This is a genomic window from Agrobacterium sp. CFBP2214 (assembly GCF_030209895.1).
Lineage (GTDB): Bacteria > Pseudomonadota > Alphaproteobacteria > Rhizobiales > Rhizobiaceae > Agrobacterium > Agrobacterium radiobacter.
Map to the genome: position 1 here is coordinate 174,938 of NZ_JARVRC010000010.1, position 23,112 is coordinate 198,049.

The window sequence follows — 23,112 nt, forward strand, 5'->3', positions numbered from 1 at the left end:
GACGAGACGAGAGCATGAACGAACCCCTTGTCATCGCGTCTTCGGCGCGAACGGCAGCGCTTTGCCTTGCCGCGCCCGGCGCTCGATATTATCTGCCGTCCAAAACGGAATGGCGTCTGACGTCGGCGGATGGCGATGAACGGAGTGGCGAAACCGCGACCGTGGTGACGCTGCTGCATGATCTCTCCCCGGATACGCGCTATATCTTCGAAGCGGAAGGGTTCGGAAGGCTGGAGTTCAGAACCGTTTCCTGTGCCGGGCTTGTCGATGCCGCGGCATTTCAATTGTTGCCGGATATTGCGCTTGATGATGAAGAGGGTGCGCGCGCCAATGCGCAGGTGCTGGAAAGGGCGATTGCCGCCGTGCCGCAGGGCGGCGCGTTGCGGCTTGCAGCCGGTGTCTGGACCGCCTTTCCCGTGCGCCTCAAAAGCAACATGACCTTTCACCTTGCGCAGGGAGCCGTGCTGCGCGCGCCCTCCACCCGCAAGGGTTGGCCGATATTGCCCGCACGCGATGAGGCCGGCCGCATGCTGGGCAGCTGGGAGGGATTGCCGGACGCCTGTTTTGCCGCGCCGGTTCATGCCATCGGGGCAGATAAACTCGTCATCGAGGGCAGGGGCATTCTCGATGGCTCCGGCGACGCGGGCGACTGGTGGAGCTGGCCGAAAGAAACCCGCGATGGCGCGCGCCGACCGCGCGGCCTTCACCTCGTCTCCTGCCGGAAGACAAACCTGCTCGGTTTCACCATCCGAAACGCCGCCTCCTGGACGATCCATCCGCAAGGCTGCGAAGACTTGATCGCCGCCGGTCTCAGCATCGCCGCGCCGCATGACAGCCCGAACACCGATGGTTTCAATCCGGAAAGCTGCCGCAACGTCACGATATCAGGCGTGCGCTTTTCCGTCGGCGATGATTGTATCGCGGTAAAGGCGGGAAAGCGCGGCCCTGACGGCGAGGACGATCATCTCGCGGAAACACGCGGCGTGCATGTACGTCATTGCCTGATGGAACGCGGCCATGGCGGGCTGGTGATCGGTTCGGAAATGTCCGGCGGCGTGCATGACGTGGCGGTTGAGGATTGCGACATGATCGGCACGGATCGCGGCCTGCGCCTCAAGACACGGCGCGGGCGGGGCGGCACCGTCAGCAACATCGCCATGCGCCGGGTGATGCTGGATGGCGTGAAGACCGCGCTTTCCGCCAATGCTCACTACCATTGCGACGCCGACGGACATGATGACTGGGTGCAGTCGCGAAACCCGGCGCCGGTCGATAGCGGTACTCCCTTTATCGACGGCATTACCGTGGAGGACGTGGAAATCCGCAATCTCTCCCATGCTGCCGGCGCTTTTCTCGGTCTTGCCGAAGCGCCCATCCGCAACGTCACCATCCGCAACGTCACCATCGTCTCGCGCGATCTGTCGGCCATCGCAACGCCGCCGATCATGGCCGACCGGGTGCGCCCCATGCGCCATGAGGCGATTGTTTTCGAGCAGGCGCATATAGTCTGCGATAATCCCGCCCTGCTGAGCGACGCTTCCGTTTCCATTGTGTCAGATTTCGATTGAGAAACTCCATGAAAGCCAATGAATATTTTGATCAATTCTCGAGCCGCTATCGTTACTACAAGGGCGGAAGCTGGTGTTATGAGGATGGATGTGTCTATCGCGGCTTGCAGCAGCTGTTCGAGGCGACCGGAGAGGCGCGCTGGAATGACCATCTGCACCGTCTGGCCGATGCACAGATAGCGGCTGACGGAACGCTCGCCGGTTACGATCCGCAGGAATATAATATCGACCATATTCTCGCCGGCCGCATTCTCTTTCCCCTTGCGGTGGAAACGGATGATCCGCGTTACCTCGCTGCGGCGGAACATCTGGCGGGACAACTCCGCAGCCATCCGCGTATTGCCTCCGGGAATTACTGGCACAAGAAGCGTTATCCGCACCAGGTCTGGCTGGACGGGCTTTATATGGGACTTCCTTTCCAGATCGAATATGCGCAGGCGACGGGCCGAACAGAACTGATCGACGATGCGCTGCGGCAGTTTTCGACAGCGCTCGCGGCCACGGCGGATAGCGGCGGGCTTTATGCCCATGGTTACGACGAGAGCCGCAGCCAGCGCTGGGCCGATCCTCAGAGCGGCAAGTCTCCCGCCATCTGGGCGCGCGCGGTGGGCTGGCTCGCCATGGCGCTGGTGGACGCACTGACCATTCTGCCGGAGGATGGCGCGACGGCGGAGCTTCGGGAGAACACACGGCGTCTTCTGGCCGGCATCATCGCACGGCAGACTGAGGCGGGCCTCTGGATGCAGGTTCTCGACAATCCTAGCCTTGCGGGCAATTACGAGGAAACATCCGCCTCGGCCATGTTCGCCTATGCCTTGCTGCGCGCGGCGCGGCTGAAGCTCCTGCAGGGCGAAGAGGCGACTGCTGCCCTTTCGGCGGGCCGCCGCGCGCTTGAGACGCTTCTGGAAACGCGGCTGAAAGCCGATGAAGAGGGCGTGATGCGCCTCACCGGCATCGTGCATGTCGCGGGCCTTGGCGGCTTCGAGGGCAATTATCGCGATGGAACGCCGGAATATTATCTGACCGAGCCGGTGGTGTCCGACGATGCCAAGGGTGTCGGGCCGTTGATGATGGCCTATGCCGAAAGCCTGCTTCTGACCAAGCCGCAGGCGCAGGCTGTTTCAGCGGCGTCATCTGCGGGGTAAATTCCCCCGTCGGTCACGCCTTGTTTTTTTCGATGAAACGGATGGCGTCGCCGACGGTCAGGATCGTGCTTGCGGCGGAATCTGGAATTTCCACTCCGAATTCCTCCTCGATTTCCATGACGATCTGAACCGTCTCCAGGGAATCCGCACCGAGATCGTCAGCAAAATTGGCATCGTCCACCACATTGGCGGGGTCGGCGCCAAGCTGGTCCACGATGATTTTTCTGATACGTTCTGCAATGGTGGACATGGTGAGACTCCGAGAAAGTTGTTTGCCGCCGAACCCGCCCGATCTGAATTTGCGCCGAAGATATCCAAGTGAAATCAAGCTGAATTCAAAAGGACAGGCCGCAGAGTCAAAGGGTCAAAAGATCGATGACATCCGGACGTAGCACGCCTTTCGCAGCCGCGAAAGGGTGTCGATCACCCTTTAGTACCCTATAATAATACGGGATGTTTGCCACGTTAACCAGTTTGTGACTGGCAGCGGCAAACCGCTACGCGCTAAAGCTCGTTGCTTGTGAACTTTTAAATCCGCCAGCCACACCGAGCCTCACGCCATGGTCCAGTCGTCCCCGGAACGCTTCATATTGCTCGACGGCATAAGGGGAGTGGCTGCCCTTTTCATCGTCCACCGCCATGCCGAGGATCTGTTCGGGAAAAGCACGGCTTCGAGCTATCTCGCCGTGGATTTGTTCTTTGCGCTCAGCGGTTTCGTGTTGGCGCATGCCTATAGCCGGAAGCTGAGCGAAGGGGCGATTACACCGGGCTTTTTTTTGAAGGCGCGCTTTGCGCGTCTTTACCCTCTTTATGCGCTGGCGCTGGCGTTGATGGCGGCTTATTTCATCTGCCTCTATGTGCTGGGCGTGCCGACGCCGATCGACGATCTGCATCGTCTGGTCGATCCCGGCGAGCTCGCTTTTGCTCTTTTCACGGGGCTGCTGTTTTTGCCGGCGCCCTTCACGCTGACCCTGAACGGCGCGTTGTTTCTCGTCAGCCCTGCATGGTCGCTTTTCAACGAACTGGTGGTGAATGCGTTTTATGCCCGCTGGGGTGTTCGGGCCACGATGAGACAGACCGCTGTGGTGCTCACCGTCAGCGCGCTTGTGCTGATGGTGGCGGCCGCCGAGTTCGGCCGTTTGCATGCGGGGTTTCGCTGGCACGAAATGTATGCGGGCATGGGCCGGGTGTTCTTCTCGTTTTTTGCCGGCGTGCTGATTTACCGTTTCCGCAATCGCGTACCGCAGTTGAAACCCTTTCAGGCGGCGCTTTGCCTTTTGCTGGTCTGTTTCATTCTGGCTGTGCCCATGTCGCGCGAGCTTCGACCGTTCTTCGATCTTGCGGTTGTCCTGTTTGTCTGGCCGCTGCTGCTATTCGTGGCCAGCAAGACGGTTCCGGGTCGCGGGGTGGGAATGGTGTCGGTGTTTCTCGGCACGGCGTCCTATGCGGTCTATGTGCTGCATATTCCGCTTCTCGCCTGGACGGAGTTTCTGATCCCGGCGGGGCACAGGGAAAATCTCGCTCTGCCGGCGGGCATTGTTTTTCTCATCGCCACGACGTGCCTGTCATGGTGGCTGACGGTCTATTATGACCAGCCCGTTCAGAAATGGTTGAAGAACCGGTTGAGAAAGCGGAGTGAAATCCGCCAGCCGGTATGATCCTGCCTTGCGGCTGCGAACCTCAATAATGGGCGAAAATCGGGGCTGTCAGCACGAAAGCTGCGACGAGGCTGATGATCGTCAGTTTCGCCGCTCGCATGCGGCGCATTTTGCGGCCGCTCCAGTCATACGTCATACTCACCTCCACGCAGACGCAAAACTTACCGGCATGGGGACAGTCGGGACCCGGCGCAGGCCGGTCATGGTCCCGCAACTCACCTGATGCACATTCCATACCCAAGCTTCCCGGATGCGCCTGATCGCGCGCGGGACGCTCAATTTCAGTGTTGCCTGATATACGGCTTTTGCCAAGCCGTTATTTTCATCGGTGATTTTGAAGGCCGCTTCGTGTGGTTGCCACGAAAAGGGCGGCAACAGCATCACCGGTAAAGAGGCGGCAGACCCTGAATAGCATAACGCGGCAGCGGTCTCCACGGTCTTACGCGTTCATGTTTGTGAACGCCGAACAGAAACAGCATTTCCTCCGAGATATCGGCGGGGTCGGTCAAGCCATCCTGAAAGAGCTGGATCACCTTGCGGGCGGCATTGTTGTAGAGAACGATTTCGTCATCCATGGTGTGGCGATCATAACCGAGACCCTCCAGCACGGACTGGAGCATTTTGAGGTCCTGCGATGTGATGATGCAATTTTCATATGCGGAAGACATGGCGTCCTCCTTTCTTGTGAGGTTCACAAAAGCCGGAGCGTCGCGCTGCCATCCGGAGATGGTGCGAGGACGCTTCAACGCCTTGAGACGCGGGCAGCGTCAGGAAACCGTTGCCGGCCCGTGGCGTCATGCATGTCGCGTGAATTCCGAATCGCTTCCCTGGTGGTCAGCAGGCGGGACAGGGCTGGAAATACAGCAGGCCTGACGGTGGCAACGCCCTTTAATTGCCGATGAAGAAGCGTGCACCGTTTATGGGGAATAGGCAAGTTAATTCCGTTACCGCAGCGAAGATGCAGCATTCGCTGCCGCAGGCAACAAAAAAGGCCGGGGCAATATTGCACCGACCTTCCTCATATCGCTCTCAACACCAGTGCCAGTACATCCGTGGTCAAAAGTCTGAAGCGACTAAAACAACTGCGAACATCGATTTCATTCGCGCTCACCAGCAGTTGCCATGAGAGCTATTTAAACTGGTAATGTGGCCAAAACAAGTCCGGCGCCTATCGCGATGTTTTTATTCGTCGTGGCTTGCCGGCTGCGCGTCGCACTACTTCTTTTTGCCGTCCGCTGTCGTGGCATTTGCGAACTTGACCTGCGAACCGGCTGGCGGCGCTGCAGCTACTTTCGCCGTCTTGTCCTTCTTCGGTTTGCGGACTTCCTTGTTACTGCGCAATTGACCCTTGGCCATGGTGTCCTCCTCCTGTTGGATTGATGGGGCCTTGAGCGGGTATGAGAGAATCCGTTCAAGACCCGTTCGATCGTCGATGCTGGAAATCCCGTCCGGCTATTTCTTGCCGGATCGTTTTTTTGCGGAAACGGGCGTGTCGGTTATGATCGTCGCTTCCTGGGCTTCGCGAAGCTGGCGAAGGCGTTCCGTTTTGCGGGCGCGCTGAGCGGCCTCGGCGTTTATGATCTGCTTTGCGGCGCTATCCGTCAGTGACGCCTTGTCCTGCGCGGATAGTTTGCCGGGTTTGAAAAAAGCTTCTTTTGTCGCAGCCATGGCATTCTCCTTTACGGAAGAGCAGTATCGAACGGCTAGCGGGGGCGGGCAACCTTTTTGGGGGCGGGCAACAGCCCTTCGCGCTGCATTTTTTTCTTCGCCAGCTTGCGGTGGCGGCGCACGGCCTCTGCTTCTTCGCGGACGCGCTTTTCCGAGGGCTTTTCATAGGACTGCCGGGCCCGCATCTCGCGGAAAATGCCCTCACGCTGCATTCTCTTTTTCAGAACGCGAAGGGCCTGCTCTATATTATTGTCTCGAACGAGTACCTGCACGAATATCTCCTTTATGCAGCCGCAGCTGCTATTTTCTGATTTTAATCCTGTCCGGATTGATCCAGCTCGATCCCGTTTCGCGCGCCGATGGGCTTTCGCTGTTGCGCGACGGCGATGGCGCCGAGGTGGGCGCACTTATTTCATCGAGTGCGATGTTGCGCTCGAAATTTTCATGCTGGAAACGCACCCTGTAGCGAACAGTTCCCTGCGCTTCGGGCAGGATCGATACGACCCTGCCAGGACCGTCGGGCTGGTTGTTGCCCAGCACGCCTGGCTTCAAGAATATGGCATCGCCGCATCGGTAGGGATTTTTACGCATGAGGACCTCCATGGCCCAAAAACAAAAGGCCGGGCTTTGACCCGACCTCTCACAATCACTTAAACCTGCAGCCAGTACATCCGTGGTCTGCGGGGTCAAATGACGAATATCAAGCTGCCTGAAGGTTGTCAGCCGAGCTCTTGCCGGACCGACGGTCCTGGACGATCTCGTAGCTGATCTTCTGGCCGTCGTTCAGCGAACGCATGCCAGCGCGCTCAACAGCGGAAATGTGAACGAAAACGTCCGTGCCGCCGTTGTCAGGCTGAATGAAGCCGAAGCCCTTGGTGGCGTTGAACCACTTTACAGTACCAGTGTTCATAACGATTTCCTTTCGTAGAATCGTTGTGGTTCCCGCGATACCTTGCGGGATAAGATCGATTATTTGAGAGGAAATCCGACGGGGAACAGTCTGTTCCAGAACGACGTCACAAGCAATGGTCGATATCCAAAATATAGGCTCAATTTTTGATTTTGCAATGGGCGGAGAACAAAAAAGCACCGGCGAGCCACTGCCCAGCGGGTAAGTATCTGTTCAGGACACTATTTCCCGATCGCCGCAGAGTCCTTCGGGCTTGGCGCGGCCCTCCGTCCCGTGCGCATCAACCCGCGCCGGGAGACACGTCTTTCTCACGGTCATCCGGCAGGCTGCCCGCGCCCGGCGTCTTGTCATAGTCGGTGAGGGAGGGTTTGGCATGCGGGCCGGCGGGGGGAATGTCGTTCGGGCTGGAAGGCCCTTTTTCAACGGTTTTCGATTTCTTTTTCTTCGTCATATCGCGTCCTCCTTCTTGCAGGGAAAACGCCGGAGAAAAGGTACTGGTTCCGCCTCCACGCCGCGCGGGCGCGTTTTTCCGCCATCAGCGGCGGGAACGCGGTTTTTTCTCTTCCCGGTTCATATCTCGCCCCACCCATTTGAAGAATACGACGAGGCTGACGCCGATGATGATGAGCGGAACGAAGGATTCAAAACTGGACATGACTCACTCTTTCTTCCCCCGGCGATCATTTTATCGGCAGGGAAGAAGCGCGTAATCTGCGGAATATCGTCCGTTCTTTTTTGGTAATTGCCGTCTGCGGCTCATCTGTCGATGAGGCCGCAGGCTGTCGCGGCTAAACTGGCAGCGATTTCACCGCCGCTGTGCCGCCCTCACGGGCGCTTTTCAGCGCGGCCACGCCTGTCAGAACGGACATGGCGCCGGCGCGTGAACCCGCCCGCTGCCGCAGCCGGTCGTTCGAGCCCGGCTTGAAGATCATGTCGCGCATGCGGTTGTCGCCGCCATAGTGGCCGCCCGGCTCATGCGGCACCCATATGCGTTCAACACCGCCGCCGAAGCTTTTCACCAGCAGGATTTCGTCCGCCGGCGGCTCCGTCCAGGGCTGCTTTTCATATTGGCGCATTTCGATACGGCCTTTATGGCCGTTGAAGGCAATATGGTGGCCCTCGATCGGCATATAGGTGTTGAGCGAATAGGAGACCTGCACGCCGCTGGCATAGCGGATCGAGGCGCTCATGGTGTCGGGAATGTCGATTTCCTCGCGGAAGACGCAGGCATCGCGCATATAGCCGTCCACCGCCGAAGGGTCCTCATAGAGTGCATCGAGGAAAGGATCGGCGCCCAGATCCATGAAATAATCGCACTCGCTTTTGTGCGGACAGGTGCGACAGCGTGTTCCCCGGAACGGGCCGTTCTTGCCATAGTGCAGCAACTGTCCGAAGCCCTTCACTTCCACGGGATCGGAATCGAGATACCAGTTCAGAAGATCGAAATGGTGGGTGGCCTTGTGCACGAACAGGCTGCCGGAATGTTCGGTAAAGGCGTGCCAGCGGCGGAAATAATCCGCGCCGTGCTGGTTATCGAGATACCAGTGAAAATCGACCGAGGTGACGGTGCCGATTGCACCCTCGTCGATAAGCTCCTTGATGCGTGCGGCGGTGGGAGAGAAACGATAGTTGAAGGAGACGTCCACACGGCGGCCGCTTTTCGCCTCCGCCGCGCGGATGCGGTCAATCTTTTCCGGGGTGGTGGTCATGGGTTTTTCGCTGATGACATCGGCCCCGCCTTCCAGCGCGCGGATGATGATGTCGTCGTGAGTATCGTCAGGCGTGCAGACGATGACGAGTTCCGGGCGCTGCTCTTCCATCATCCGGTCGAAATCGTCGTAAAGCGGCGCGCTTGATCCCATCATGGCGCGGGCGCGTTCGGCGCGCATCAGGTTCAGGTCGCAAATGCCGACCAGTTCGACATAGTCGCTCCAGCCGGCCAGCAATTCGCGGCCCCACATGGTGGTGCCGCGATTGCCGGTGCCGACCAGCGCATAGCGTTTGCGTTTCACCTTTTCAGGCATTTGCTCTCTCCCGGATATATCAACAAACAGTCTTGAAACGCTCCACCACGGTGGCGAGGACCTCGTCCACCGGCCGCGCCTGCCAGCGATGCGACAAGATTTCCACTTCCTGCGGGCCATGGAAGCCGGCGGCCTCGATCATGGCGCGAAATGCCTTAAGGTCAATCACGCCGTCGCCCATCATGCCGCGATCATTGAGCGGATCGGTGGTAGGCACCAGCCAGTCGCAGATGTGATGCGCCAGAATTTGCCCGTTCCTTCCCGCACGCGCCACTTGCTCCTCCAGTTCAGGGTCCCACCAGACGTGGTAGACATCGATCGCAACGCCTGTTCCCGACCCTAACCTGTCGCAGAGATCGAGCGACTGTTTCAGCGTGTTGAAGCAGGCGCGGTCGGCGGCATAGAAGGGATGCAGCGGTTCGATGGCCAGCGGGACGCCGGCGGCGCGGGCATAGGGGAGCAGTTCGGCCATGCCGTCTTCCACCATCTGCCGCGCACCTTTCAGATCGCGCGAGCCGTCGGGCAGGCCGCCCACGACAAGCACAAGGCAATCGGCTTTCATCGCGGCGGCTTCATCGACGGCGCGTTTATTGTCTTCGATGGCGATGCGGCGGCCTTCGGCATCGTGGGCGGGGAAAAAGCCGCCACGGCAATGGCCGCTGAGACGCAGCCCGTTCCGTTCGACGATGCGGGCGGCTTCGGCAAGCCCGACACCGTGCACCTGCTCGCGCCAGGGCGAGATGGCGGTGATGCCGTGCGCAAGGCAGGCATCGACAATAGCGCCGAAATCGCCACCCTGCCGCACGGTGGCGAAATTGATGGAAAGGCCTTCAAGGCTCATGTCGGTATCTCCCCTCATTCTGTTTCAGCTGATACCCCGGACGGCGAGAAACGCGTTCATGCGCTGCGTCGCCAGATCCGGCTCTGCAAGCACATTGGCCTTGTCCGCCAGCCGGAAAAGCTCGGTGAAATGCTGCGTGGAGCGGGTGCTTTCCTGGCCGCCAACCATGGTGAAATGGTCCTGTAACCCGTTGAGGTAGGCGAGAAACACTACACCGGTCTTGTAGAAGCGGGTCGGGGCCTTGAAGATATGACGCGAAAGCGCCACCGTCGGCTCCAGAATGTCGAAGAATTCATTGTCCGCGCCACGCTTCAGGCTGGCCAGCGCTTTGGAGGCGGCCGGCGCAATGGCGTCGAAAATGCCGAGCAGCGCATCCGAATGGCCCTGTTCGTCGCCGGCGATCAGTTCGGCATAGTTGAAATCGTCGCCGGTATACATGCGCACGCCAGCCGGCAGGCGACGGCGCATGACGATTTCCTTTTCCTTGGAAAGAAGCGAAATCTTGATGCCGTCGATCTTGTCGGCATTCTCCTCGATCATGGCAAGGCAGGTTTCCATGGCCGTCATATGGTCGCCCGAACCCCAATAGCCCTCCAGCGCCGGGTCGAACATTTCGCCCAGCCAGTGGATCACCACTTTTCCTTCCACACAGGAGAGAACCCTGGCATAAGCCCTCAGATAATCATCCGGCGAGCGGGCGGCAGCGGCCAGCGCACGGCTGGCCATCAGGATCACGCGTCCACCTTCTCCCTGAACAAAATCAAGCTGTTCGAGGTAAGAGTCGACAATCTTGTTGAGGTCGTAACCACTGCCATTGAGATGGTCGGTGCCCACCCCGCAGGCAATCAGCGCATCCTTGCGGCTGGCGGCTTCCTTCAGCGAACGGGAGATGAGTTCCTGCGCCTGCGGCCACGCCAGCCCCATGCCGCGCTGCGCCGTATCCATCGCCTCGGCGACACCGAGACCGAGGTCCCACAGGCGGTGACGGAAGCGCAGCGTGGCGTCCCAGTCGATGGCGGGGGTAAGCCACGGATCATTATCGGTAAGCGGATCGGCCACCACATGGGCGGCGGCGAAAGCGACGCGGTTGAAATCCGCAGCACTTCGTTTTTCAACGGCGACCGGCGTGCCTGAGAGTTTGTAGACCTCGATGCTGCGGTCGTCTTTCGGAAGCTTGAGCTCGCTCACATCAGCCTCCTCAGGAAAGGGCGGGAACGTCGAGCCAGCGGCGTTCCTTCCACGATCTCAGCCCAAGTTCGGCAAGCTGCACGCCCTTCACTCCTTCCATGAGGCCATAGGGCCACGGATCATTGGCGACGAGGTGGCGCACGAACATTTCCCACTGCGCCTTAAAGCCGTTATCGTAGACGACATTGTCCGGCACTTCCTGCCAGGTCTTGTAGAAATCGATGGTCTGCGGCTGGTCCGGGTTCCACACCGGCTTCGGCGTATTGGTGCGGTGCTGGGTAAAGCATTTGGTCAGGCCCGCCACCGCCGAACCATGGGTGCCGTCCACCTGGAATGTGACGAGGTCGTCGCGGCGTACCCGCACCGCCCATGAGGAGTTGATATGGGCAATGGCGCCGCCTTCCAGCTCGAAGGTCGCATAAGCGGCATCGTCCGCATCTGCCTTATAGGCGCGGCCCTGCTCATCGAAACGTTCAGGGATATGGGTGGCGCCGAGGCAGCTTACGGACTTCACCGGCCCGAACAGATTGTCGAGCACATAACGCCAGTGGCACAGCATATCGAGAATGATGCCGCCGCCATCTTTCAGGCGGTAATTCCAGGAGGGCCGCTGCGCCGGTTGCCAGTCGCCTTCAAAAACCCAGTAGCCGAATTCGCCGCGCACGGAGAGGATTTTGCCGAAAAAGCCGCTGTCGCGCAGCATGGCGAGCTTGCGCAGGCCCGGCAGGAACAGCTTGTCCTGCACCACGCCATGTTTGATGCCGGCGCTTTCGGCGAGCCGGGCGATGGCCAATGCCTCTTCCATCGTGTCAGAAATGGGTTTTTCGCAATAGACGTTCTTGCCGGCCTTGATGGCTTTCTCCAGCAGGCTGCCGCGCATCTGCGTCGTGCCGGCATCGAAGAACAGTGTGTCATCGGCGTTTGCGAGGGCAGCGTCGATGTCGGTCGTCCAGCGCGCGACATTGTGCTTTTTGGCGATTTCCTCGATCTTCGCGCCATTGCGGCCGACCAGAATGGGGTCGAGCATGACCCTTTCACCGTTCTTCAAAAGCACACCGCCCTGATCTCGAATGGCGAGAACGGAGCGCACGAGATGCTGGTTGTAACCCATGCGGCCGGTGATGCCGTGCATGATGACGCCGATACGTTTCATGAATTTCCTCCCAAGGCGGCCTTTTCCCGAAAGCCGCTTCTGTCAAACATGGAAATTTGTAACCATTTGGTTATTTGTGGTCGTGAAGGATGCGATCTGTCAAGGTGTTTTCGACAGGAAAAATTCGTCTTGTGCGAACTGTCGCGTTTACGTATCGCCACCGCGCCGCAAAAGAAAACGACGCGCTTCGCGGATGCGAATGGCGCGTCGTCGCTGTTGTTAAAGAGGAATTCGGTTCGGCCGGCTCAGACCGGCCGCACTGCAGCAAGCAGGGTATCGACGATGTGCTGGCCCCAGCGTTCCAGCTCGGCCGGATCGGTGAGGTCGCGCTGGAAGATCGTCGACAGCGTGAACCGGTTCGAAAGATAAAAAGCGCCGAGCGAAGCGATGGTCAGATAGACGTCGATCGGATCGAGGCCATCACGAAATTCGCCCGCGTCGCTACCGCGCCGCAGCACGTCCTCGAGTTCTGAAATAAAATTCGAATGCATCGCCGCAATCGTCGGAGATTGCCTGAGATATCGGGCTTTATTGAGGTTTTCCGTGGCGAGGATACTCAGGAATTCGGGATGGTCGAGGAAGTAGTGCCAGGTGAAAAGCGCAAGCTCGCGCAAGCCCTCCGACGGGGCCTTGCGGGTCAGGTCAAGCCGTCTTTCGGTGTGGCGGATATGGCGATAGGCATCCTCCAGAACAGCGAGATAAAGCGCATCCTTGTCGCCGAAATAATGGTAGATCATCCGCTTGTTGGTGCCGGCGCGCCGGGCGACGACATCGATTCGAGCCCCCGCCAGCCCCTTGGCGGCCACCTCGCGACGGGCGGCTTCGAGAATGGCGGCGCGCGTTCTTTCCGGGTTTCGCACCTGTGCCGTCGCGCGTTTGCGCTTGGGGGACGGTGTGTTCTCCGCGGCCGGATCGAGCGGCTGGTTTTTTGTCGTTTCTTCCATTTCAGCACCCGCTTGACAATGTTTGCGATCAGTGTTCCCATGTAACCAATTAGTTATAAAACGGCAAGTGTCGTTTACGTTAATCATCAATTGGCAGTCAATAGGGAGGAGTTGCCAATGCCCGTGATGCTTCAGAGGAGAGGTGTGCTTTCAGCAGGGCTTGCGGCCCTGTCGCTTGCAACATTGGGAGGTGGTTCGGCGCAGGCTCAGGCCGCGCGCCTTCGCATGTTGTGGTGGGGTTCGCAGGAGCGCGCCGATCGCACCAACAAGGCGATAGCAGCCTATAAGCAGGTCAAGCCGGATCTCGACATTGCCGGTGAATTCGCGGGCTGGAGCGATTACTGGCCGCGCCTTGCAACGCAGGTTGCCGGCCGCAATGCGCCTGACCTGATCCAGATGGATTATCGCTACATCTTCGAATATGGCCGCCGCGGCGCGCTTGCTCCGCTCGATGACTATATCGGCAAGGGCCTGAAGATCGAAGATTTCGGCAAGATGAACATCGATTCCGGCCGGGTCGATGGGAAGCTCTACGGCATCAATCTCGGTGTCAATTCCAGCGCTGTCTTCTTCGATAAGGCAGCCTGGGAAAAATCAGGCGCAACGCCGCCGGCGATCGGCCAGACCTGGGAAGAATTTGCCGAAAACGCCGCCAAGCTCAGCAAGAACAAGCCGAAGCCGGGCTATTACGCGACGGCCGACGCCAGCGGCGTGGAGCCGAGCTTTGAAAACTGGCTGCGCCAGAACGGCAAATCGCTCTACACGCAGGATGGCGGGATCGGCTTTGATCCGACCGATGCGACCAAGTGGTTCACCCTCTGGGCGGATCTGCGCAAGAGCGGCGCCTGTGTGCCCGCCGATGTGCAGGCACTTGACCAGCTCAACATCGAAACGAACCCGCTGACGACGGGCAAGGCGGCAACCGCATTTGCCCATTCCAACCAGTTCGTCGGTTATCAGAAGCTCAACAAGTCCAAGCTTGCCATAAGCTCCTATCCGAAGAGCACGAAGGATGGCCCTTCCGGCCATTACCTCAAACCTTCCATGCTCATCAGTGTCGCAAACGGCAGCGCCGGCATCGAGCAGGCGGTCGGCTTCATCAATTTCCTCGTTGCCGAACCGCAGGGTAACGACATTCTCGGTGTCGAGCGCGGCGTTCCGGCATCGGAATCCATGCGCAACCAGCTGAGCAGCAAGCTCGACGAGGTCAGCAAGATCATGGTGGACTATATCGCCGAGATTACCCCCGGTGTCGGCGAACTGCCGCCGGCACCGCCTCCGGGCGCGGGCGAATTCGCCTTCGTCCTCAAACGCACGGCGGAGGAAATCGGTTTCGGCAAGGTCACGCCGGAAGAGGGCGGCGACCGCCTCGTCAAGGAATCCGAAACCGTTATCAAACGGAAGTGATGGTTTATGGCCTTTCGATCTGAAACTCTTGTAGAGGAGAGCCGTGGCGCGGCTCTCCCGAAACGGGGCGGTGTGAAGCGGATTTTCGACCGCAACATTCACGCCTACCTGTTTCTCCTGCCCTGGCTGATTGGCTTCTTCGGCCTCACCCTCGGTCCGGCGCTCGCGTCGCTTTATCTGTCTTTCACCAATTACGACCTGTTGCAGTCGCCGGACTGGGTGGGGGCGGCAAATTACGTGCGCATCGCCACGGCCGACCCCAAATTCGCCGCCGCCATGCAGGTGACTTTTACCTATGTGCTGCTGTCGGTGCCGCTGAAGCTGATCTTCGCGCTGCTGGTGGCGCTCGCCTTCAATCGCGGCATCAAGGGCCTGACGCTTTATCGGGCGATCTTCTATCTGCCGTCGCTGCTGGGTTCGAGCGTCGCGATCGCCGTGCTCTGGCGCCAGCTTTTCGCCTCTGATGGTCTCGTCAACATGATCCTGTGGCAGGCCTTCGGTTATGAAGGGCCGAGCTGGATTTCCAATCCGGATTACTCGATCTACACGCTGGTCATCCTGTCCGTCTGGCAGTTCGGTTCTCCGATGATCATCTTCCTCGCGGGCTTGAGACAGATACCGCAGGATATGTACGAGGCCGCCGAAATCGACGGTGCGAGCAAGGTGCGGCAATTCTTCCGCATTACGCTGCCGCTTTTGACGCCCGTCATCTTCTTCAACGCTGTCATTCAGACGATCGACGCTTTCAAGGCCTTCACCCCCGCCTTCATCATTTCCGAAGGCACCGGCGGGCCGATCAACTCGACGCTGTTTTATACGCTTTATCTCTACCAAGAGGCCTTCGGTTTCTTTCGCATGGGTTATGCCTCGGCGCTTGCCTGGATTTTGGTGATCATCATCTCGCTGTTCACGGCCTTCTCGTTCCTCAGCGCGAAATACTGGGTGCACTACGATGACTGATGCTGTTACCGCCCCCCGGCCGGGCCAAGGCCCGCAACGCTCGCCCCTGAAATCGGTGATGCTCCACACGGCATTGATCATCGCGTCTTTCGCGATGCTCTATCCGATCCTGTGGATGATCTCGGGTTCCTTCCGGCCGCAGGACGAGCTCTTCGGCTCCTCCTCGCTTATTCCCTCGGCGGTCGATTTCGGCGGTTATATTCGCGGCTGGACGGGGCTGCAGGTGAGCTTCGGGCAGTTCTTCTGGAACTCCTTCTTCATCTCGATACTCGCCACCATCGGCAATGTCGTCGGCTGCTCACTCGCCGCCTTCGCTTTCGCCCGGCTCCGCTTCGGCGGGCGCAATTTCTGGTTCGCGCTTATGCTTGGCACGCTTATGCTGCCCTATCATGTCGTGCTGATCCCGCAATATATCCTGTTCCTGGAAATGGGCTGGGTGAATACCTCGCTGCCGCTGATCGTGCCGAAATATCTGGCGACGGACGCCTTCTTCATCTTCCTGATGGTGCAGTTCTTCCGCGGCATCCCGCGCGAGCTGGATGAGGCGGCTGTCATGGACGGCTGCTCACCCTTCCGCATCTACTGGAAGATTATGCTGCCCCTGTCGCTGCCGGTGCTGGCGACGGCCGCCATCTTTTCCTTCATCTGGACATGGGACGATTTCTTCGGGCCGCTGATCTATCTGAATGACATCAACACCTACACCGTGCAGCTCGGTCTCAGATCCTTCGTGGATTCCACCGGCAGCTCGGACTGGACCTCGCTTTTCGCCATGTCCAACCTGTCACTGGTGCCGGTCTTCCTGTTCTTCCTGTTCTTCCAGAGGCTGCTGATCGAAGGCATCGCCACCACGGGCATGAAACGCTGAACGGAACCCGGATCGGGAACGCATTTTAAGACAATCAACACTGTCGCTGCCGCCCTGGATGCGGCGCGGCAGTCGGGAGAAACAGCATGGCAAGCAGCATTACTCTGGAAAAAATCGTCAAGCGGTTCGGCGCCTTTCCGGTCGTTCACGGCATCGACCTCAAGATCGAGCCGGGTGAGTTCACCGTCTTCGTCGGCCCCTCGGGCTGCGGCAAGTCCACGCTTCTGCGCATGATCGCCGGTCTGGAGGAAATCTCGGAAGGTGATCTTCGTATCGACGGCGAAAGGGTCAACGAAACAGCCGCCTCCAAGCGCGGCATCGCCATGGTCTTCCAGTCCTATGCGCTCTATCCGCATATGAGCGTCTACAAGAACCTCGCCTTCGGTCTCGAAACGGCAGGCTACAAGAAACCGGAAGTCGAGGCGCGGGTGCAGAAGGCCGCCGATATCCTGCAGATCGGCCCGCTGTTGCAGCGCAAGCCGAAGGCACTTTCGGGCGGTCAGCGCCAGCGTGTGGCCATCGGCCGCGCCATCGTGCGCGAGCCGAAAATCTTCCTCTTCGACGAGCCTTTGTCCAACCTCGATGCCGAACTGCGCGTGCAGATGCGCGTCGAAATCGCCAAGCTGCACCAGACGCTGGGCAGTACCATGATCTATGTGACGCATGACCAGGTGGAGGCCATGACCATGGCCGACAAGATCGTGGTGCTGCGTGACGGCCGCATCATGCAGGTGGGCCGACCGCTCGATCTCTACAACAATCCGGCCAACCAGTTCGTGGCAGGCTTCATCGGTTCGCCGAAAATGAATTTCCTCTCCGCAAAAGTGGCTGCAGGGGACAGTTCCAACCGCACCATCGAGGTGGCCGGCCAGCGCATCGTGCTGGAAAAGCCCGTCGCGGCTGCGCAGGGCGAGCCGCTCACCTTCGGCGTGCGTCCCGAACATGTGAACCCGCAGGCGCAATCCTCGCTCGGCGAAGCTTCTATCCAGCTCGTGGAACATCTCGGCGGCTCGACGGTGGTTTACACCAACACCCCCGACGGCCAGCCCGCCACCGTGCTGCTGGACGGCCAGCGCCAAATCCGCATCGGCGAGACAATTCCCTTTGCCTTTGATCTTTCGAAGACGCATCTGTTCGGGGCGGATGGGCGGCGGATATAGCCCGTTGCCCGTCGTGGTTTTGTTAACCGGGCGACGTGCTCTTAGGCGGCGTGTTTGGGGCGTCCGGGACGGCGTGGCCGGAAATGCGCATGCATCAGAAGCGGGTCACGTTGGGTGACCCGCAGCAGCATCTTTACCGCGTGGCTTACAGGCGTGCCTGCACGATAGTTGTTCCACGTCCGTAAAGTGACGCCGAGAAAATCCGCCGCCTCATTATTGGAAAGGCCGATTTCCTCCTGCCATTTGCGCAAATCCTCCACATCGAAGTCCCGCTGGTCCTCTGCGATCTGGTAGAGGTGATAGGCATCGATCGCCAAGTCGTCTCCGTCCCATTCCACACTCGCACCATAGTCGGCGACTGTCGCGGTCTTCCAGATATCTGCCGAATAGAGTGGATTGAGCAACTCTCCTCCGGTCGCTATCCATCCGGTCAGATCGGCGGTTGATCGGCTTCCATCGGCCCAGTCGATGGTAAGCGTTCCAGGTGGATTGGGCAGAATGGCTTTGATGCGTGGTGTCATGACTTTGTTCCCTTTCCTACAATGGGAAAGCGCGGGTTCGTCCGATTCCATTCATCGACAATCAGGTTCCCATTGGCTCTCGCCCATGCCAAAGCTTCGGCTTCAGACCTGCGAGATAGCTTGCCGCGCAGGATTTCCAGAGTTTCGATGTCGACAAGAGCATCAGCATCCGGTGTTATGATGTGAAAGTGCGGCGGCAAATGATCGTTCGCATAGATGCGTATGATGATGTTCCCGATTTGAATTAATTTGCCCATGCAGCCCCCACGGCATCAATAAAACATAGTGCATAAATTTCACTATGTGAAGGGCGGGAGTGGAGCATATTCTGGCCAGGCAGAAGGCGGGCTCTATGTTCTATAAAGAATGTCTCTGAGAATCATGGCATCTTCTGCGAACTGATCGATATCGTCACCTTTGACAAATTCCAGCATTGCGAAAGCCGGTTTTGTCCAAGCGCTTTCCGGCAGCGCATCAATGCAGGCCCGCCAGTAGTCCGTGCGCTCGGCAAGCGGCAGGCGGCTGGCGTCGGCAAGCCAGGCGAAGACGTGAAGATGGCAGATGCGCGAGCCGAGTGCGGATATTTCCGCAAGTGCATCGTCCAGCGGCAGGCCGGGTGCGGGTTGCCAGTAGAAGAAAAGGTTGGGTGCGGCCAGATCCTGCGCCAGTTGCAGGGCCGAGGGCAGGGTGTCGGTCAGCGAATTGGGGTGATATTCGAGGCCGATCGTCATGCCATAGTCTTCCGCCCGGCGGGCGATTGACGCCAGCGCCTCAGTTGCCGCGCGGCGCTCCGAGGGCGAATAATCCGCTGAGGGGCGTTTGCGCTGGCCCGGCCAGATGCGGATATGGCCGGCGCCGAGCGCCTTTGCTGTTTCCAGCACGGCGGTCATGTCCTCGGGCGAAAAATCGGGTGCGAAAATGTAGGAGCCGTAGGAAGAGACGACGAGGCCCGCTTTCGCCGTCCGCGCCGCCACATCCCTTGCATTGGCAAGGTCGCCTGACGGCACATGGATATCCGCGCCCCATTCGATTGCCCTGATGCCATTTGCGGCGGCAAGGTCGATGACGGCCTGCACCGACAGGGAGCGGAAGGTGACGGAGCAGAGGCCCGGCTCAAACATTCTCATGCGATCAGTTCCAGATGTTCCGGCCGCACCTGCTGTTGCAATGGCGCTGCGCGGCAGAAGCGTTCGATTTCGGCAATCGCCATGTCGCCGAGCCTTGCACGTTCAAGGCCGGTGGCACCGGCGATATGCGGCGTCAGAAAGACGTTCGGCAGGCTGTAAAAGGGTGACTCCGGTGGCGGCACTTCCGGGTCGGTGACGTCGATGACGGCTTCGATGCGTCCGGTTTTCAGTTCGGCCAGAAGCGCGTCTTCATCCACCAGTGCGCCGCGCGCCGTGTTGATCAGGGTTGCTCCGTCCTTCATGCGGGCAAGCGCTGCCGCGCCTATCATATGCCGTGTCTGCGGCAGGGAGGGCGCATGCAGGGAGATGACATCACTCACCGCCATCAGTTCCTCGAGCGAGACAAGACGCACACCGAGCTTTTCCGCCTCCGCTACGCTCAGGAGCGGATCGAAAAGGATGAGGTTGAGATCGAACGGTTGCAACAGATTGATGACGCGGCGTCCGATGCGCGATGCGCCGACGATGCCGACCGTCAGGCCGAGATTGCCGATGGCCTGCGCCTGCAATCGCTCGACAGGCGCGCGGTCGCGATGCTCCAGATAAAGACGTCGGAAGCCGAAAGTGCGCTTGCCGGCCAGCAGGATCATTGCCAGCGAAAATTCGGCGACCGGCTGCGCATTCGCCTCCGCCGCGCTGCACACGGTAATGCCGCGATCAAACACCGCTTGCGACAGGAAATATTTGACCGTGCCGGCGGCATGGGAGATCAGCCTGAGACGCGGCATCAGCGCCAGTTCCCGCGCGCCGATATCCGGACATCCCCAGCCGGTCAGAAGAATATCCGTCCACGCCAGCTGCTCCTTTACTGAAGCGGCGTGGAAATCGCAGATTCGCCCTGTGTCGAGAATCTCGACGCTCTGTGACAGCCTTTCGAACGCCTGCGGTGTCAGCACATGCTGGGTTCGCTCCGGGTCCATGGCGAGGCTGAGACGCGGAAGCGGGCTCGTCATTGCGGCTCTCCCGTGGCCGCCATGCTGCTGACCGGAACACCCTGTTCCGCAAACAGGCGGTCGAGCGCCCCCATATCCGGAAGTGCCGGAACCATCGCCAACGCTTTTTCGCTTTCTGGCCCGGCCACCCCGGCAAAGACCGCGCAGGCAAGCAGGGTTTCGCCCGCCGGAATCTCGCCCCGCAATTGCGGCACCGTGGTCTTGGCGTTGATGAGATTGGTGTTGGGCAGCGCCTTCAGCGCCAGGCCGTGACGGGTCATGCTGGAGCCGAGATCGGTGATGGCGGATATGTCGGTGCCGCAATCGGCTGTCGCCCGGCCGGTCTCTTCGCTCACGACGTCGCGGTCGCCGTCGTTTCGGTTGATGGCGAAGCCGCCTTCGGTCACCGAAAGGGGGCGGGTCGACGTGATCCGGTGCAGCCTGATATGCCAGTCACCGGCCGCAACCAGCGTGGTTTCAACGTCGACATCGGGGAACGGCTTCCATGTCGCCCGCAGGCTTTCTTCCGCCAGCAGAACCTTTTCGTTGGTCTCGCGCACGCGGTAATGCAGGCCGTCTTCGGAAAAGGCCAGCATATTGTCGAAGCCATTGGTGCGGAAGCCGCGCTCATCCACTTCCACGCCGAAACCATAACGCGAGGAATAGGCGAATTTGGCATATTTTTCCGGCCCGCCACGCATGGAAAGGTTTTCCTGGCCGCTGGAAAGTGCCGTGACATTGCCGGCGGCCCGCATCATCACCATGCCGGGATGAACGAGCGGCTTTGGTCTTGCGGATGTTTCAGGCTGCTTTTCCTCCGCCAGCCAGAAGGGGTGGCTTTCCGGCAGGGCCAGCGGCAGAAAGGCCTTGAAGGCCCAGTAGGGCGAGCCCGCCGAATTATAGCTCTCAGACATGGTGAGCTGCGGATAGGCATAGCCGATGGAGAGCACGCCGTCGCGGTCGGCAATCGGCTTTTTCGCCCACCAGCGCAGATGCTGCAGATAAAGCCCCTTGATCTCGCCCCAGGGCAGCGCCTCCTCATCGGCAAAGGCCAGACCTGCCCAGAAGCCGCCGCAGGCGAAACGATAGGTCATGGAGCGCCCGAAGGCGAGGGTGCCGCCATCCTCATCGAACCAGCTGGCGAAATCGCCGGCGAAGAGGCGAGCGCGCTCGCGGTAGCGTTCGGCATAGGCATCATCTGGCTTGCTGAGCTTCGCGTAGATCAGGCCGTAAAAATGCATGGCGAAGGCGATGTAGTGATCGATGCGGCGGTAGTTGCCATCGCGATACCAGCCGTCAGCGATATAAAACTCGTCCAGTTCCTTCTGGAATGTCTCGGTCAGGCTGCGGTCGAAATCGATGCCGAGATGATCAAGGGCCATATCGACCATCACCCGGAAAAACTTCCAGTTATTATCGGCGTAATTGCGCTCGCGCGCCGTCAGCAGATAACGGCGCACATTTTCTTTCTGCACGTCGGACAGCGGTTCCCACAGGTGTTGAGGCGCAAGCCGCAGCGCAAACCCGATCGCGGCAAGCTCCACCAACCGCTGGTCCTTCTGGCGCACGTCGCCCCAGTATTCGGGATGGGAGGGATCGGTGCCGTTGGCTATTCCCTGCGCCAGAAGCGGCCAATGGTCGAAATGATCGCCGCTGAGCGCAAGTGGGGCGATGCCCCAGAGCGGCCGGGCGAAACCTTCCAGATCCGCCGCCGCCCGGTCGAAATGCGCGGCGGCCCCGCTGAGCGTCACTCTTGCGCCGCCCTGCGAAAAATAGGGAAGAAGCGGGGCGAAACTGTCATCCAGCGCCCGCCGGACATCGGCGCGGCTTTTGAGCGGATTACCATGCAGCGGATTAAATCTGGCCATATTGAGCCTGGTCATGGTGTCATGCATCGCGTGTCGCCTTTCCCGTCTTTTTCGCCTTGCCGGCCGTCTGTCCTTCCACCAGCTGCACGCCAAGCTGCACCTGGCGGGCATTGGCGGAAGGTTCCGTCAGTCGGCGGCGCATCAGTTCCACCGCCTCGCGCGCGATTTCGCGACGGTCGACCCGGATTGTGCTGAGACGGGGCGTGGAGAGTTCGGCAAAGGGCAGGTCGTCGAAGCCGATGATGGAAAGATCATCCGGCACGCCGAGCCCAAGCTCCTGCGCCGCCCCAAGCGCACCCAGCGCAATCGCGTCATTCATGCAGAAAATGCCGGTGAGTTCAGGGTTTTTGGCCAATAGCTGACGAACCGCATCGCCTGCCTGTCCGAAACCGCTATCCGCCGTCGAAAGCAGAAACTCATCATAGGTCGCGCCCTCTTCCTCGAGGATCGTATGGCGAAAGCCGCGCATACGCTCCCTTATGGTGTGGCGATGATGCGGGCCGATATAGGCGACCTTGCGATGGCCGAGTTCCAGAAGCCGCCGCGCCGCCAGCGCACCGCCGTAAAAATTGGAAGGCGAGACGCAATCCAGCATCATCGAGGGATCGGCGCTGTTGACCAGAACCGGTTGCAGCACACCCTGCGTGATGCGGTGGATGATTTCGTCCTCGGGATCGAGGCCGATGGCGAGAAGACCGTCCACCTCGCAGACCCGCTGGGTCAGGGCGTCGTCGATCTGCTTCTGGTGCAGAAGCCTGATATCGAGTTCGAAGCCATCCGTCTGGGCAAGGCTGCGCAGCATGTCGAAAATATCGTGATAAAAAGCGCCGATATCGCCGGTCGCCCTTTCGGCGGACATGAGCGCAAGGATTTTCTTGCCCTCCAGCGGCACGCCCCCGGTCTGGGTCGTGACTGGCCGCAACGGATAACCAAGCTCCGCCGCCACTCCCAGAACCTTGGTCTGGATCGACGCGCTGATACCCTTTTCCCCTGCGAGAACCCGCGAAACGGTGCTGATGGAAACGCCGGCGCGCTGGGCGATATCCGACTGGCGCGGGCGGCTGATGTCGGGCGTATCGTTCATATCGTCTCCTGCGCTTGCAAAAAAAT

General features: G+C 59.7%; 26 protein-coding genes. 7 read left to right on the top strand and 19 right to left on the bottom strand.

The window, feature by feature from the left end; all coding sequences use genetic code 11:
* Positions 1 to 14: 14 nt before the first annotated feature.
* Both pglA and QRN60_RS22105 read left to right on the top strand, forming a co-directional pair.
* The gene (gene pglA, locus QRN60_RS22100) at positions 15 to 1,568 is read left to right on the top strand and encodes a polygalacturonase PglA (RefSeq protein WP_129567167.1); all 1,554 of its coding nucleotides are present in this window, start codon (positions 15 to 17) and stop codon (positions 1,566 to 1,568) included.
* 8 nt (positions 1,569 to 1,576) lie between these two features.
* Entirely contained in the window at positions 1,577 to 2,713 is a 1,137-nt protein-coding gene (locus QRN60_RS22105) for a glycoside hydrolase family 88/105 protein (RefSeq protein WP_129567168.1), read from the top strand.
* Between the two features lie 13 nt (positions 2,714 to 2,726).
* On the opposite strand, the gene QRN60_RS22110 is transcribed toward QRN60_RS22105, so the two are convergent.
* Positions 2,727 to 2,963, bottom strand: a complete 237-nt coding sequence (locus QRN60_RS22110; protein ID WP_020810476.1) for an acyl carrier protein — start codon at positions 2,961 to 2,963, stop codon at positions 2,727 to 2,729.
* 310 nt (positions 2,964 to 3,273) lie between these two features.
* Here QRN60_RS22110 and QRN60_RS22115 point away from each other — a divergent pair, with 310 nt between their 5' ends.
* Positions 3,274 to 4,371, top strand: coding sequence for an acyltransferase family protein (locus tag QRN60_RS22115; RefSeq protein WP_112958747.1), 1,098 nt, complete (start codon positions 3,274 to 3,276; stop codon positions 4,369 to 4,371).
* A gap of 380 nt (positions 4,372 to 4,751) precedes the next feature.
* On the opposite strand, the gene QRN60_RS22120 is transcribed toward QRN60_RS22115, so the two are convergent.
* The 12 genes from QRN60_RS22120 to QRN60_RS22175 form a co-directional block, all read right to left on the bottom strand.
* Positions 4,752 to 5,039 carry a hypothetical protein gene (locus tag QRN60_RS22120; protein WP_020810478.1) on the bottom strand — a complete coding sequence of 96 codons (288 nt, stop codon included), beginning with the start codon at positions 5,037 to 5,039 and terminating at the stop codon, positions 4,752 to 4,754.
* A gap of 547 nt (positions 5,040 to 5,586) precedes the next feature.
* Positions 5,587 to 5,727, bottom strand: coding sequence for a hypothetical protein (locus QRN60_RS22125; protein WP_003508140.1), 141 nt, complete (start codon positions 5,725 to 5,727; stop codon positions 5,587 to 5,589).
* A gap of 96 nt (positions 5,728 to 5,823) precedes the next feature.
* Positions 5,824 to 6,039 (bottom strand): hypothetical protein, encoded by a 216-nt coding sequence (locus QRN60_RS22130; protein ID WP_003508141.1) that lies wholly within the window; start codon positions 6,037 to 6,039, stop codon positions 5,824 to 5,826.
* Between the two features lie 35 nt (positions 6,040 to 6,074).
* The gene (gene rpsU / locus QRN60_RS22135) at positions 6,075 to 6,311 is read right to left on the bottom strand and encodes a 30S ribosomal protein S21 (RefSeq protein WP_020810479.1); all 237 of its coding nucleotides are present in this window, start codon (positions 6,309 to 6,311) and stop codon (positions 6,075 to 6,077) included.
* Between the two features lie 28 nt (positions 6,312 to 6,339).
* Positions 6,340 to 6,630, bottom strand: coding sequence for a hypothetical protein (locus QRN60_RS22140; RefSeq protein WP_003508143.1), 291 nt, complete (start codon positions 6,628 to 6,630; stop codon positions 6,340 to 6,342).
* 109 nt (positions 6,631 to 6,739) lie between these two features.
* Positions 6,740 to 6,949, bottom strand: coding sequence for a cold-shock protein (locus QRN60_RS22145; RefSeq protein WP_003508146.1), 210 nt, complete (start codon positions 6,947 to 6,949; stop codon positions 6,740 to 6,742).
* A gap of 280 nt (positions 6,950 to 7,229) precedes the next feature.
* A complete protein-coding gene (locus QRN60_RS22150; protein ID WP_003508147.1) occupies positions 7,230 to 7,400 on the bottom strand; it encodes a hypothetical protein in 171 nt (56 codons plus the stop codon).
* Between the two features lie 337 nt (positions 7,401 to 7,737).
* A complete protein-coding gene (locus QRN60_RS22155; protein ID WP_020811352.1) occupies positions 7,738 to 8,973 on the bottom strand; it encodes a Gfo/Idh/MocA family protein in 1,236 nt (411 codons plus the stop codon).
* 19 nt (positions 8,974 to 8,992) lie between these two features.
* Positions 8,993 to 9,814, bottom strand: a complete 822-nt coding sequence (locus QRN60_RS22160) for a sugar phosphate isomerase/epimerase family protein (protein WP_284766795.1) — start codon at positions 9,812 to 9,814, stop codon at positions 8,993 to 8,995.
* A gap of 24 nt (positions 9,815 to 9,838) precedes the next feature.
* Positions 9,839 to 11,002 carry a dihydrodipicolinate synthase family protein gene (locus tag QRN60_RS22165; protein WP_129566714.1) on the bottom strand — a complete coding sequence of 388 codons (1,164 nt, stop codon included), beginning with the start codon at positions 11,000 to 11,002 and terminating at the stop codon, positions 9,839 to 9,841.
* 10 nt (positions 11,003 to 11,012) lie between these two features.
* Positions 11,013 to 12,155, bottom strand: a complete 1,143-nt coding sequence (locus QRN60_RS22170) for a Gfo/Idh/MocA family protein (protein ID WP_284766798.1) — start codon at positions 12,153 to 12,155, stop codon at positions 11,013 to 11,015.
* A gap of 245 nt (positions 12,156 to 12,400) precedes the next feature.
* A complete protein-coding gene (locus QRN60_RS22175) occupies positions 12,401 to 13,099 on the bottom strand; it encodes a TetR/AcrR family transcriptional regulator (RefSeq protein ID WP_111821051.1) in 699 nt (232 codons plus the stop codon).
* 117 nt (positions 13,100 to 13,216) lie between these two features.
* Between QRN60_RS22175 and QRN60_RS22180 the strand changes: the two genes are divergently transcribed.
* The 4 genes from QRN60_RS22180 to QRN60_RS22195 all read left to right on the top strand — a co-directional run bounded on the left by QRN60_RS22180 (position 13,217) and on the right by QRN60_RS22195 (position 17,494).
* The gene (locus QRN60_RS22180; RefSeq protein ID WP_129566715.1) at positions 13,217 to 14,506 is read left to right on the top strand and encodes an ABC transporter substrate-binding protein; all 1,290 of its coding nucleotides are present in this window, start codon (positions 13,217 to 13,219) and stop codon (positions 14,504 to 14,506) included.
* A gap of 6 nt (positions 14,507 to 14,512) precedes the next feature.
* Positions 14,513 to 15,466 (top strand): carbohydrate ABC transporter permease, encoded by a 954-nt coding sequence (locus tag QRN60_RS22185; protein ID WP_020810284.1) that lies wholly within the window; start codon positions 14,513 to 14,515, stop codon positions 15,464 to 15,466.
* The gene (locus QRN60_RS22190; RefSeq protein WP_020810285.1) at positions 15,459 to 16,334 is read left to right on the top strand and encodes a carbohydrate ABC transporter permease; all 876 of its coding nucleotides are present in this window, start codon (positions 15,459 to 15,461) and stop codon (positions 16,332 to 16,334) included. The genes QRN60_RS22185 and QRN60_RS22190 overlap by 8 nt, the downstream gene beginning before the upstream one ends.
* 86 nt (positions 16,335 to 16,420) lie before the next feature.
* Positions 16,421 to 17,494: an ABC transporter ATP-binding protein gene (locus tag QRN60_RS22195; protein ID WP_003508161.1), complete on the top strand. Its 1,074-nt coding sequence runs from the start codon at positions 16,421 to 16,423 to the stop codon at positions 17,492 to 17,494.
* A gap of 41 nt (positions 17,495 to 17,535) precedes the next feature.
* Here QRN60_RS22195 and QRN60_RS22200 read toward each other — a convergent pair whose 3' ends face one another.
* From QRN60_RS22200 to QRN60_RS22225, 6 genes are all read right to left on the bottom strand, one after another.
* A complete protein-coding gene (locus QRN60_RS22200) occupies positions 17,536 to 18,015 on the bottom strand; it encodes a helix-turn-helix domain-containing protein (protein ID WP_020810286.1) in 480 nt (159 codons plus the stop codon).
* A complete protein-coding gene (locus QRN60_RS22205) occupies positions 18,012 to 18,272 on the bottom strand; it encodes a DUF4160 domain-containing protein (RefSeq protein ID WP_020810287.1) in 261 nt (86 codons plus the stop codon). The genes QRN60_RS22200 and QRN60_RS22205 overlap by 4 nt, the downstream gene beginning before the upstream one ends.
* 93 nt (positions 18,273 to 18,365) lie before the next feature.
* Entirely contained in the window at positions 18,366 to 19,142 is a 777-nt protein-coding gene (locus QRN60_RS22210; protein WP_060723506.1) for a sugar phosphate isomerase/epimerase family protein, read from the bottom strand.
* Entirely contained in the window at positions 19,139 to 20,155 is a 1,017-nt protein-coding gene (locus tag QRN60_RS22215; RefSeq protein WP_111794104.1) for a hydroxyacid dehydrogenase, read from the bottom strand. The genes QRN60_RS22210 and QRN60_RS22215 overlap by 4 nt, the downstream gene beginning before the upstream one ends.
* A complete protein-coding gene (locus QRN60_RS22220; RefSeq protein ID WP_129566716.1) occupies positions 20,152 to 22,029 on the bottom strand; it encodes a DUF2264 domain-containing protein in 1,878 nt (625 codons plus the stop codon). The genes QRN60_RS22215 and QRN60_RS22220 overlap by 4 nt, the downstream gene beginning before the upstream one ends.
* Positions 22,022 to 23,086, bottom strand: a complete 1,065-nt coding sequence (locus tag QRN60_RS22225; protein ID WP_129566717.1) for a LacI family DNA-binding transcriptional regulator — start codon at positions 23,084 to 23,086, stop codon at positions 22,022 to 22,024. The genes QRN60_RS22220 and QRN60_RS22225 overlap by 8 nt, the downstream gene beginning before the upstream one ends.
* Positions 23,087 to 23,112: the final 26 nt, after the last annotated feature.

Excerpts from the sequence above, each read along its gene's own strand:
- pglA (WP_129567167.1), top strand. The coding sequence starts at position 15 with ATGAACGAACCCCTTGTCATCGCGTCTTCGGCGCGAACGGCAGCGCTT.
- QRN60_RS22105 (WP_129567168.1), top strand. The coding sequence starts at position 1,577 with ATGAAAGCCAATGAATATTTTGATCAATTCTCGAGCCGCTATCGTTAC.
- QRN60_RS22110 (WP_020810476.1), bottom strand. The coding sequence starts at position 2,963 with ATGTCCACCATTGCAGAACGTATCAGAAAAATCATCGTGGACCAGCTT.
- QRN60_RS22115 (WP_112958747.1), top strand. The coding sequence starts at position 3,274 with ATGGTCCAGTCGTCCCCGGAACGCTTCATATTGCTCGACGGCATAAGG.
- QRN60_RS22120 (WP_020810478.1), bottom strand. The coding sequence starts at position 5,039 with ATGTCTTCCGCATATGAAAATTGCATCATCACATCGCAGGACCTCAAA.
- QRN60_RS22125 (WP_003508140.1), bottom strand. The coding sequence starts at position 5,727 with ATGGCCAAGGGTCAATTGCGCAGTAACAAGGAAGTCCGCAAACCGAAG.
- QRN60_RS22130 (WP_003508141.1), bottom strand. The coding sequence starts at position 6,039 with ATGGCTGCGACAAAAGAAGCTTTTTTCAAACCCGGCAAACTATCCGCG.
- QRN60_RS22140 (WP_003508143.1), bottom strand. The coding sequence starts at position 6,630 with ATGCGTAAAAATCCCTACCGATGCGGCGATGCCATATTCTTGAAGCCA.
- QRN60_RS22145 (WP_003508146.1), bottom strand. The coding sequence starts at position 6,949 with ATGAACACTGGTACTGTAAAGTGGTTCAACGCCACCAAGGGCTTCGGC.
- QRN60_RS22150 (WP_003508147.1), bottom strand. The coding sequence starts at position 7,400 with ATGACGAAGAAAAAGAAATCGAAAACCGTTGAAAAAGGGCCTTCCAGC.
- QRN60_RS22155 (WP_020811352.1), bottom strand. The coding sequence starts at position 8,973 with ATGCCTGAAAAGGTGAAACGCAAACGCTATGCGCTGGTCGGCACCGGC.
- QRN60_RS22160 (WP_284766795.1), bottom strand. The coding sequence starts at position 9,814 with ATGAGCCTTGAAGGCCTTTCCATCAATTTCGCCACCGTGCGGCAGGGT.
- QRN60_RS22170 (WP_284766798.1), bottom strand. The coding sequence starts at position 12,155 with ATGAAACGTATCGGCGTCATCATGCACGGCATCACCGGCCGCATGGGT.
- QRN60_RS22175 (WP_111821051.1), bottom strand. The coding sequence starts at position 13,099 with ATGGAAGAAACGACAAAAAACCAGCCGCTCGATCCGGCCGCGGAGAAC.
- QRN60_RS22180 (WP_129566715.1), top strand. The coding sequence starts at position 13,217 with ATGCCCGTGATGCTTCAGAGGAGAGGTGTGCTTTCAGCAGGGCTTGCG.
- QRN60_RS22185 (WP_020810284.1), top strand. The coding sequence starts at position 14,513 with ATGGCCTTTCGATCTGAAACTCTTGTAGAGGAGAGCCGTGGCGCGGCT.
- QRN60_RS22190 (WP_020810285.1), top strand. The coding sequence starts at position 15,459 with ATGACTGATGCTGTTACCGCCCCCCGGCCGGGCCAAGGCCCGCAACGC.
- QRN60_RS22195 (WP_003508161.1), top strand. The coding sequence starts at position 16,421 with ATGGCAAGCAGCATTACTCTGGAAAAAATCGTCAAGCGGTTCGGCGCC.
- QRN60_RS22200 (WP_020810286.1), bottom strand. The coding sequence starts at position 18,015 with ATGACACCACGCATCAAAGCCATTCTGCCCAATCCACCTGGAACGCTT.
- QRN60_RS22205 (WP_020810287.1), bottom strand. The coding sequence starts at position 18,272 with ATGGGCAAATTAATTCAAATCGGGAACATCATCATACGCATCTATGCG.
- QRN60_RS22210 (WP_060723506.1), bottom strand. The coding sequence starts at position 19,142 with ATGAGAATGTTTGAGCCGGGCCTCTGCTCCGTCACCTTCCGCTCCCTG.
- QRN60_RS22215 (WP_111794104.1), bottom strand. The coding sequence starts at position 20,155 with ATGACGAGCCCGCTTCCGCGTCTCAGCCTCGCCATGGACCCGGAGCGA.
- QRN60_RS22220 (WP_129566716.1), bottom strand. The coding sequence starts at position 22,029 with ATGCATGACACCATGACCAGGCTCAATATGGCCAGATTTAATCCGCTG.
- QRN60_RS22225 (WP_129566717.1), bottom strand. The coding sequence starts at position 23,086 with ATGAACGATACGCCCGACATCAGCCGCCCGCGCCAGTCGGATATCGCC.